Annotated in this window: 10 protein-coding genes and 1 pseudogene; 4 read left to right on the top strand and 7 right to left on the bottom strand. The window is 58.9% G+C overall.

Annotation, left to right across the window (positions count from 1 at the left end; all coding sequences use genetic code 11):
* The 3 genes and pseudogenes from AC5DC2_RS13350 to AC5DC2_RS13340 form a co-directional block, all read left to right on the top strand.
* On the top strand, nucleotides 1-205 hold a 205-nt coding region (locus AC5DC2_RS13350; RefSeq protein WP_491698827.1), incomplete at its 5' end, for a hypothetical protein.
* Nucleotides 138-320: pseudogene (locus AC5DC2_RS13345) on the top strand (transposase); the annotation flags it as partial. The gene AC5DC2_RS13350 and the pseudogene AC5DC2_RS13345, both read left to right, overlap by 68 nt.
* A 102-nt stretch (nucleotides 321-422) precedes the next feature.
* Nucleotides 423-1187: a FadR/GntR family transcriptional regulator gene (locus AC5DC2_RS13340; RefSeq protein ID WP_491698825.1), complete on the top strand. Its 765-nt coding sequence runs from the start codon at nucleotides 423-425 to the stop codon at nucleotides 1185-1187.
* A gap of 123 nt (nucleotides 1188-1310) precedes the next feature.
* Here the strand turns inward: AC5DC2_RS13340 and AC5DC2_RS13335 are convergent, their stop codons facing one another.
* The 7 genes from AC5DC2_RS13335 to AC5DC2_RS13305 all read right to left on the bottom strand — a co-directional run bounded on the left by AC5DC2_RS13335 (nucleotide 1311) and on the right by AC5DC2_RS13305 (nucleotide 7292).
* Nucleotides 1311-2066 (bottom strand): amino acid ABC transporter ATP-binding protein, encoded by a 756-nt coding sequence (locus AC5DC2_RS13335; RefSeq protein WP_491698824.1) that lies wholly within the window; start codon nucleotides 2064-2066, stop codon nucleotides 1311-1313.
* Between the two features lie 24 nt (nucleotides 2067-2090).
* Nucleotides 2091-3116 (bottom strand): ketose-bisphosphate aldolase, encoded by a 1026-nt coding sequence (locus AC5DC2_RS13330; RefSeq protein ID WP_491698823.1) that lies wholly within the window; start codon nucleotides 3114-3116, stop codon nucleotides 2091-2093.
* 68 nt (nucleotides 3117-3184) lie between these two features.
* The gene (locus AC5DC2_RS13325; RefSeq protein ID WP_491698822.1) at nucleotides 3185-3979 is read right to left on the bottom strand and encodes a transporter substrate-binding domain-containing protein; all 795 of its coding nucleotides are present in this window, start codon (nucleotides 3977-3979) and stop codon (nucleotides 3185-3187) included.
* Nucleotides 3980-4000: 21 nt separating this feature from the next.
* Nucleotides 4001-4648, bottom strand: a complete 648-nt coding sequence (locus AC5DC2_RS13320; protein WP_024707266.1) for an amino acid ABC transporter permease — start codon at nucleotides 4646-4648, stop codon at nucleotides 4001-4003.
* Between the two features lie 6 nt (nucleotides 4649-4654).
* A complete protein-coding gene (locus AC5DC2_RS13315) occupies nucleotides 4655-5326 on the bottom strand; it encodes an amino acid ABC transporter permease (protein WP_024707267.1) in 672 nt (223 codons plus the stop codon).
* Nucleotides 5323-6378 carry a tagatose 1,6-diphosphate aldolase gene (locus AC5DC2_RS13310; protein ID WP_491698821.1) on the bottom strand — a complete coding sequence of 352 codons (1056 nt, stop codon included), beginning with the start codon at nucleotides 6376-6378 and terminating at the stop codon, nucleotides 5323-5325. Before AC5DC2_RS13310 ends, AC5DC2_RS13315 begins: the two co-directional genes overlap by 4 nt.
* Nucleotides 6378-7292, bottom strand: a complete 915-nt coding sequence (locus AC5DC2_RS13305) for a PfkB family carbohydrate kinase (protein WP_491698826.1) — start codon at nucleotides 7290-7292, stop codon at nucleotides 6378-6380. Before AC5DC2_RS13305 ends, AC5DC2_RS13310 begins: the two co-directional genes overlap by 1 nt.
* Before the next feature lie 236 nt (nucleotides 7293-7528).
* Here AC5DC2_RS13305 and edd point away from each other — a divergent pair, with 236 nt between their 5' ends.
* Nucleotides 7529-9349 (top strand): phosphogluconate dehydratase, encoded by a 1821-nt coding sequence (gene edd, locus AC5DC2_RS13300; RefSeq protein WP_491698820.1) that lies wholly within the window; start codon nucleotides 7529-7531, stop codon nucleotides 9347-9349.
* The last annotated feature ends 426 nt before the right edge of the window (nucleotides 9350-9775 follow it).

Genomic DNA, 9775 nt, shown 5'->3' with positions numbered 1-9775 from the left:
GCCCGTGGGCCTGAAGAAAATACCACAATTTCTGTCGAAGGGGCTATTCGATCTCTTCCGTGGTCTTGGCGCGACAAGGTCCTTTCCAAATCGAGCGTTCAACGCGATTCTGCGGTCAAAGATTACAGGAGATAGTGATGCCAGAAACGACTTTCGCCACGCTTTCCAATATTCGCACCGTCCAAGACATGATCATAGCATTTAGGGACGAAGACCATTGCCGCTGTTTGTCGGAAAGCATGATTTGGCCGAATGGCAGGGTTTGCCCTGCCTGTGGCTACAAGCGCTCCATTGCAATCGCTTGCCGTGACTTTGCCGAAGTGGCTTTGACTCGTAGGTTTGGACAGCGCCGCTTTGAGGCTAGATTGAGCAGACTAACCTAATCATATTGTTGGTCGTTTGCTGCGATGATAGGCTACGTTATGGCGCAACTTAAGATTACTCCGACACAAAAGAACCGTCTTGCGGACTCGGTCTATACGCAAATTCTCTCGCAGATCACCACGGGGGAGTTTTCGGCAGGCGACAAACTACCCTCGGAGGCCCAACTGTCGCATGCTTTCGGTGTATCGCGGCCTGTCGTGCGCGAAGCGTTATTGAGGCTTACGACAGATGGCTTGGTCCATCCAAAACGCGGAATCGGCACCTTTGTGTCGACCCGGCCCTCGAATCGGCTGACTGAACTGGCGGACGTATCGCAACTCTCCAACTACATCCGCTCGTTCGAGCCACGTATCGTCCTTGAGGTTGAGGTTGCGAGGCTTGCAGCTCAGCGGCGCACGCATTCGGATATCGATCGCATCACCGATACCCTGGAAGAGCTGAAGCGGGCCATTGCGGCAGGGGAGCTTGGTCTGGAACAGGACTCTGCTTTCCACACTGCTATCGCCGACGCCAGCGGAAACAAGTATTTTGTCGATATACTGGCAACCCTGCGCTTTCCTGTGAAGGGCGCGATGAATATCGGCCTCGAGCTGGCGCGCGGTCGCCCCCCGACGCGTCGGATGCGCATCATCGAAGAGCATGCCAGCATCTTGAAAGCCATTGCGGCGGAGGACGGCGAGGCCGCCAGCGGTTATATGAGATATCATCTGCTGCAGGCTCGCGCCGCCGTCCTCGACGCTCAGCATCTGGAAAAGGTCCGCGAAGACACATCAAGCACGGACACTGGCTCGGAAGAACACTAAAGTTGTTCCCAGGGTGATGTGTCTGGAAACCGTCTGCAAGACGACTCCGCAGCGGTCGGAAGATCGCCTCCCCAAAGGGAAAGAGTACTCCCGCCGCTCGTAAACGGTGGTGAGGGAGCGTTCTCAATGCAGGATCTGCGACAGAAAATTCCTGGCCCGTTCCGTCTGCGGAGTCCGGAAGAAGGCATCCGGCGGTGCGACCTCGACCACGGAGCCGCAATCCATGAAGATGACGCGGTCGGCGACCTCCCGGGCGAAGTTCATTTCATGCGTCACGCAGATCATGGTGCTGCCTTCCTTGGCGAGACCGACCATGGTGTCGAGAACCTCACGCACCATCTCGGGGTCGAGCGCGGAAGTCGGCTCATCGAAAAGCATGACCTCGGGGTTCATTGACAGAGCCCTTGCGATCGCAACGCGCTGTTGCTGGCCGCCCGAAAGCTGCGCAGGGTATTTCTCCGCCTGTTCGGGAATGCGAACGCGTTCCAGAAATTTCATCGCGATCTTGCGCGCGTCTTCGCGCGGCAGACCCTTCACCTTCATGGGTGCGATCATGCAGTTCTGCAAAACCGACATATGCGGAAAAAGGTTGAAGTTCTGGAACACCATCCCTGTGCGTCTTCGAACACGATCGGTGGATTTCCGCGTGCCGTCGAGTGTCGTGCCGGCAACAGCCAGATTGCCCTCCTGATAGGGCTCAAGCGCATTGAGACAGCGTATCAGCGTCGATTTCCCGGAACCGGAGGGGCCGCAGATAACGATGGTTTCTCCCCGTGATACGGAAAGATCAATATCCTTGAGCGCGTGGAACGCACCAAAATACTTGTTCAGTTTCCGCGCCTCGACGATGGCGTCCGCAGTGTTGGCCGTGCTCTTCATCGACAACTCCTCCATGATCCAGCTTCAGGACCTTACCTTGGGCGCCAGTTCGCCAGACTGGTAGCGCTTTGCCATATCGGCCATCGAAATGACCTTGATCTTCGAACCCTTGCCTGCCGTGCCGAAATCTTCCAGTCTCTGGCGGCTGAGCTTGGTGATCGCCTCCATCCCCGGTTTGACGAGATTGCGGATGTCGAACTCCCGTCGGTCTTCCTGAAGGACGCGGCGGATCTGGCCGACCAGTGCCATGCGATTGTCGGTGTCGATGTTGACCTTGCGCACGCCATGCCGAATTCCGCGCTGGATTTCCTCGATCGGAACACCCCACGTCTGGGGAATGTCCGCGCCGTATTTGTTCATGATGTCCTGAAGCTCCTGCGGAACAGAGGACGAACCATGCATGACGAGATGCGTGTCCGGCAGGCGGCGGTGGATTTCTTCCAGCAGGTCCATTGCCAAAACTTCGCCGTCCGGTTTGCGGTCGAACTTGTAGGCGCCGTGCGAGGTGCCCATGGCGATCGCCAATGCATCGACGCCAGTGGCTCTGGCAAAGGCGACGGCCTGATCGGGATCGGTCAGGAGCCGGCTGTCGGAGCGGTCTTTGAGCTTTCCAAGTACACCGATCTCGCCCTCGACGGATGCACCCATCCAATGCGCCAGGGCGCTGACCTGCGCGGTCACCGAGACGTTGTACTCGTAGTCTGAAGGCGTCTTGCCATCGATGCCGAGCGAACCATCCATCATCACCGAAGTGAATTTGTGCTGCAGAGCCGTCGCGCAGGTGGCTTGCGAGTTTCCGTGATCCTGGTGCACGACCATCGGCACGTCCGGATACATTTTTTCGATCGCCATAAACAGACTCTCGATCATGATGTCTCCGGCATAGGCACGGGCTTTCGTGCCGACCTGCAGGATCACCGGAGCATCGACGCTGCGGGCGGCATCCATGACCGCGATCATTTGCTCCATTGTCGTTACGCTGAATGCGGGAACGCCATAGTCATGTTCGGCAGCGTGATCGAGAAGCTGGCGAAGTGTCATTCTGGTCATGATAAACCTTTCGGGAACAATGCTTTCATTGGAAGGTTCCGCGCGCGGCGCGGAACCTCTTTCGTCAATCAAAAAACCGGCAGTTTTTCGTTGACGAGGCCGAGCCACTCTTTCTGCGCTGCCTGAAGTTCGCCAGCGTTCCACAGAAGCATGATGTCGGTGTTCAGCCACTGGCGAAGATCGAAATCGCCGCGACGCACGCCAATGCCCATCGGGGACTGTCGCACCGCGAATTTGCGGGCAAACTTGTCCGTCTGCTGGCTGATCGCATTGGCGGCGGCGACGCCCGAGACGATGGCGTCGACCTGGCCGGTAAACAGCGCCTGATTTGTTGCGGCGTCATCCTCGAAACGCTGGATATTGGTGCCCTCGAGCGCCTTTTCGGTGATCAGCGTGTCGTTGGTCGTCGAGCGGGTCACGCCGACGCGCTTGCCGACGAGATCTTCGAGGCTGGCGATATCCGAGGATGCCGGCGCCAGCACCATCTGCTCGTCGACATAGATTGAATTCGTGTACATCACCGTCTTGGCGCGCTCGGCCGTGACGCCGAAAGAGGAGACGAGAATGTCCACCTTGCCGCTGGTCAAATTCGGAATGCGCGCCTGGGAAACCTGATCGACGATTTCAAGCTCGACGCCGAGATCCCTGGCGAGAAGCTTGGCGACGGCAACGTCGAAGCCTGCGGGCTGCATCTGGGAATCGGTCATACCATAGGGTGGCGTTGACAGCGAAATGCCAACCACCAGCTTGCCGCTCTGGATAATCTTGTCGAGCGTGTTGGTGGTGGACTGGGCAAGACTGGCGGTTGTCAGTGCAGCCAGCGCTATTGTTGTGGCCGCAATGGCCTTTACGAATTTGATCATCTTTTACTCCTCCTTTGACGATCATGATTGCGCCAGGCGCCGTTCAAGGTGGCGGCTGACAAGCGTGATGGGAAAGCAGATCAGGAAATAGAAAGCGGCCGCCGTGAGATAGACCTCGAGCGGCTTGAAGGTTGCGTTGCTGACGATCTGAGCCGTGCGCGTGAGCTCGATAATGCCGACGACCGAAGCCAGCGAGGTATTCTTGATCAGCTGCACGAAGAAGCCGACGGTCGCCGGCGTCGCAATCCGGATGGCCTGCGGGGCGATGATATGAACCATGGTGTCTGGGCCGCTGAGCCCCAGAGCGTGAGCGCCCTCGCTCTGGCCAACGGGGACCGACTGGATGGCGCCGCGCCAGATTTCCCCAAGAAAGGCCGCCGCATAGAACGAGAAGGCAACGGAAATGGCCACGATCGGGCGCACGTCGAAGCCGATATAGGTAGCTCCGAAATAGGCGATGAAGAGCAGGACAAGAAGCGGCGTTCCCTGGATGACGAATATGTAGGCCCGCGCGAAGGCGCTCGCCAGCCGGTACCTGGATATCCGCATCAAGGTCAGGACCGCTCCCGCGAGCGAACCGCCGATCAGCCCGACCGCCGCGAGCAGAATGGTCCAGCTCAATCCGACGAGCATAAACTGAACATGGTGAAGGCTGAATTGCTGAAACATTTTGCCTTAGCGCCCCAGATACTTGAATCGAAACACGATGCGTTCGAATGCCAGGCATCCGAGCTTGAGGACTGCGACAATCCCGACATAGATGACGGCGATCACCAGGTAGATTTCCATGTTCCGCAGCGTCATGCCCTGGATGTCATTTCCGACGCCGGTCAGTTCCGGCACCGAGATCGCCGAGACCACGCTCGATGACAGGAGCAAGAGAACGAACTGGGAGGCAAGCGACGGAAAAATCGCCGAAAACGCGGGCTTCAGAACGATGTAGCGGAAAATCTGCAACGGCGACATGCCGAGGGAACGCCCAGCCTCTATCTGGCCCTTGGCGATGCTCTGGATGCCGGAACGGATAATTTCGCTGGTATAGGCGCCGCCATAGATCGACATGGCAAGGATCGCGGCCGTCAGCGGCGTTAACCGGATGCCGAGCGAAGGCAGACCGAAATAGACCAGGAAAACCTGCACGATGAAGGGCGTGTTGCGGATGACCTCGACATAGCCAAGCACGATGAAGCGCAACGGCTTTAAGGGACTGAGCAGCATGCTTGCGCAGCAAAGGCCGATGACAAGCGCGAAAATCATCGCCGTCAGCGAGATCGCGATCGTCAGCTCCGCGCCCCTGATCAGAAGATCAGTTCTCGACAACACGCCGCTGAAATCAAGATAGGTCACAGGCTTCGCCCCGTTTGATAGTGCCCCGCAGAGGCCGGATAGAGCATGGCGAACGCTTCGCCGTCAGGCTCCATGTCGACCCGCCCCTGCCACTGCGCATGGTCCGTCCAGGGCGTCGCTTGTCGTTCCGTCAGGCGGTTGAACCGCTCCATAAATTGCGGCGCCTCCTCCCGCATCGAGCGTTCCATGGCGGCGAGATCGGGGAAGCGGCTGAAGGCCCCGGCCCAGATCGCGCGTCCGGCAAGATAACCGCTGGCGCCGGCGCGATAGGCAAAGGTAAGCAACCGCAGGAAATCCTCCGGGCTTGCTCCTCCGCTGAGAAGCACCCAGGGGCGATGGACATGACGCGCCATGCGGTCGAAGGCGGCCTGCGCGGCAAGGGCATGAGGACCATCGGGATCCGGCACGTCGAAGGTGGGGATCGGCGGTTCGAGCTTGTAGAGATCGACGCCGTCCGGATTCATGACCTCCTCGTCCGTGAATGAGCCTGAAACCAGTTCAACGCGCCTTCGCGCAAAGGCGGCGGCGCTTTCGCCGGGCAAGGGATAGACAAGGAACTCAAGCACAAAGGGTATGTCGTTGAGACGGGAGGCGGTTTTCATCGCGTCGAGATAGGCAAGCTGATGAGCCCTCACATCGGCCGAAGCATCAGCCCGGTACCAGAGGTTGACCTTGACCGCGTCCCCGCCGATCCGGCGGATGAGAGCCGGGTCCCATCCGGGAATGCTCGATGACTTGCGGCCGGTATCGGTCACCTCCCAGGTGGCCCATTCATTGGCGATCAGGAGTCCCTTTTCGGCCGGGATGTCGCGTATGCTGGCGGCATAGCCCAGGGGAGGATCGATCAGTACGGCAGATGCATGGGGCGCAAGGTGACGCGCGAGCATGCGCTTGACGGCTGCCACATCTTCAAATGGCGCCTGTTCCAGCTTGCGGATAGCCTTGATCGGATTGACGATCGGGCCCGTCTGATCCATGGCAAGGATGCGAAAACGGCCATCGTTGCCGGCGAGCCGGCGCAGCCCCCAGTATTTTCCGGGTGATATTGCCATTACGCATTCTCCCCGAGCAATTGATTGACGGCGGCGCGATCAGGAATACTTTCCCAGCCGCTTCCACGCGCACATTTGAGCGCCGCTGTCGCGCTGGCAAGACGCGCCGCTTCCTTGATCGATAGACCTTCAGCAAGGCCAAGGGTGAACGCGCCGTGAAATATGTCTCCGGCGCCATTGGTGTCGATCGCCTCGACCGTAAAGGCCGGGAGGTTTCTGACCATGCCATTGTCGAGCCAGAAGAAACCGCGGCTGCCGTCCGTCACGGAAACCACGCCGCGACACATCGTTGCGGCAACGGCTAGGGCATTCTCTATGCTCTTGCAGCCGGTCAGAGCGGCAAGGCAAGCTGCGGAGAAGACGATATGATCCGGCAGATGGAGCAGCTGTCGCACCGCGTCCATGTCGCCGACATCTGCATCCAGCACCGTGACGACGCCTCGTTCCCGTGCCGCGGCGAAGATTGCGGCCGCACCCTGCCACCAGCTGTAGTCGGCCAGTACGCCGTCGACATGATCGAGTTCACCAAGCGGCAGCCATGCTGCCTCATTACCGAGGTCGCGGCCGATGAAACCGAAGGCCATGCGTTCGCCACCGGGCGAAACAAGTACCGTGCCGACTGGGCTCACTCCGCCTGCGACACGTCGAACAGTCTCTGTGCGAACGCCGAATTGGCGCAGGCGGGCAATGATCTGGTCACCTGTCTCATCTTCGCCCAGCCGGCCCCAGTAGTTGGCTTCGGCGCCCAGCCTTGCCACCGCGCAGGCAGCCGTTGCCGCGATGCCGCCGCCGGTACGACGCACATCCGTCGCGCGGAACTTGCAAGGTTCCGTCGGCAGTCTGGGCAGGTAGACGATCGTGTCGAGAAACGCGTTGCCCAGCGTTACGATGCGTCGATCCTTTTTAGGTGCCATCTTCACGGTATGCACTTTCCTCTTATCAGGCAAAACACTGCCATCCCGACGGAGGGCCTCCGTCCGGTTCTTTCGTCATTTCGAACTGGGATCTCCTCCCCAGCGACGTCATGCCGGTTATCGAATTTGACTAACGCTAAGTGCGTATTGACATGTAGTCAACAAAAATTACAAGTAGGTGAGAAGAATTTCTTGAGCCCGGATTGGATCGGCTCTGCCATGAAAGAGGAAACGTGATGAACACCCACGATGCCATTCGAAGCATTACCGACCGTATCGTTGAAAGGTCCATGAGGTCGCGGGCGAGCTATATGAAGTCCATGGAGAAGGCAGCGCAGGCCGGCCGCAATCGCAGCAAGCTTGCCTGCGCCAACCTGGCCCATGTCGCGGCAGCGTCGGAGGCGTCGGAAAAACGTGCTTTGCTTGCGGCAAATATCCCGAACATCGCGATTGTTACAGCCTATAATGATATGGTTTCCGCACACCAGCCATTTGAGCAATTCCCGGCGCTGATCCGTAATGCAGCTCGAAAGAACGGAGCGATCGCTCAGGTCGCTGGTGGTGTTCCAGCAATGTGTGATGGCATCACCCAAGGCGCCGATGGAATGGAGCTATCGCTCTTCAGTCGTGACGCTATCGCGCTCGCCACGGTTGTTGCTTTGAGCCACAACGCCTTCGATGCGTCACTCTATCTCGGCGTCTGCGACAAGATCGTTCCGGGTCTTGTGATGGGCGCACTTGGGTTTGGGCACTTGCCGGCGGTTTTCGTGCCGGGAGGGCCAATGCCCACCGGGCTGTCCAACCCGGAAAAATCACGCATTCGTCAGCTCTATGCGGAGGGAAAGGTTGATCGGTCGGCGCTTCTCGACGCCGAGGTCAAGTCCTATCATTCGGCGGGAACCTGCACATTCTACGGCACGGCCAATTCCAACCAAATGCTAATGGAGTTTATGGGGTTACACCTGCCGGGGTCGAGTTTCGTTAATCCCAATACCCCGCTGCGCGACGCACTGACGGCGGCGGCCACCGAGAGAGTGATCGCGATCGCTCCGCCGCGCAACCAGGCTGTGCCGCTCTGTCGCGTGCTCGACGAGCGCGCCTTCGTCAACGGCATTGTCGGGCTTCTTGCCACCGGGGGCTCCACGAATCACACCATGCATCTGGTCGCGATGGCGCGCTGCGCCGGTATCATCCTGACCTGGGATGATTTCGCGGATATCTCTGCGGTTGTTCCGCTTCTCGTGCGGGCCTATCCGAATGGCAAGGCCGATATCAATCATTTCCATGCAGCCGGCGGCGTCGGCTATCTGATCTCCTCCCTGCTGTCTGCCGGACTATTGAATGAAGACGCGGTGACGATCATGGGAGAGGGTCTCGACGCATATACCAGCGAGCCCTGGCTTGATGACGGTCAACTCGCATGGCGCCCGGCCGCCTCGGCATCCGCAGACGAAACCGTTCTGCGGCCGGTGGCAGCGCCGTTTCAGAAGACAGGCGGGCTCTCTGTGCTTTCTGGCACTGTCGGCCGCGCCGTGATGAAGGTTTCGGCGGTTCTACCCGAACATCGCGCTATAACCGCGCCGGCTCGGGTCTTTGTTTCTCAGGCTGAACTGCTTGAGGCATACGCCCGCGGTGACCTCGATTGCGACTTTGTTGCCGTCTTGCCATTCCAGGGGCCTCAAGCCTGTGGCATGCCCGAACTTCACAAGCTGATGCCCGCGTTGGGGTCTCTGCAGGACCGCGGGTTCAGGGTCGCGCTTGTGACCGACGGGCGGATGTCGGGCGCTTCGGGCAAAGTTCCTGCCGCCATCCATGTGACGCCGGAAGCGGCTGCCGATGGCCCGATTTCGCGCATCCGAAATGGCGATATGATCGTGATCGATCCGCAGGAAGGAGCCATTGAGGTTGTTGTTGACCCCGGCGAGTTTGGTTCCAGGCCTCCGGAAAAGCGACCGCTGCGCGAAAACTGGGGGACAGGACGCGAGTACTTTGCGCAGGCTCGGTATTCAGTGAGCTCCGCCGAAACTGGGGCTTCTTTCGTGGCGCCTGCCTATTGATGCCATCCTGACGTAATCGGTCGTGGCGGGCGCCCGGAGGTACGAGAGATGGCTTGAACTATCTGGTGGGACGAAACCTTGCCTTCATGGTATCTCCACATGATGAAGCACAGGCTGGACCCTTTTATGAAGGCCCCTGATCGGAGTTCCCAATTCATGCTTTGTTCCGCAGAAATGGTGGCCCAGTTGTTCAGACATTGGAAACCGGATTCTTTTGGTTTCAGTGTCTTATCGATGAAATCATTTTCTCTTAATCAGCGGGTCGTAGGTTCGAGACCTACATCACCCACCATTTTTCTTCCCTTTGCTCTGGTAGTGTTGTGAAACCGGCAGTTTTTGGTCGGCCTCGGTCTGTCCTCATGCTTGCTGTTTACCCGGTTTCCATTTCGCCCGCTTGCGGCCGGAACGCGCGCCGGTCGCCGGACG

This window comes from Martelella sp., assembly GCF_984369615.1.
This window is presented reverse-complemented; position numbering and strand designations above follow the sequence as displayed.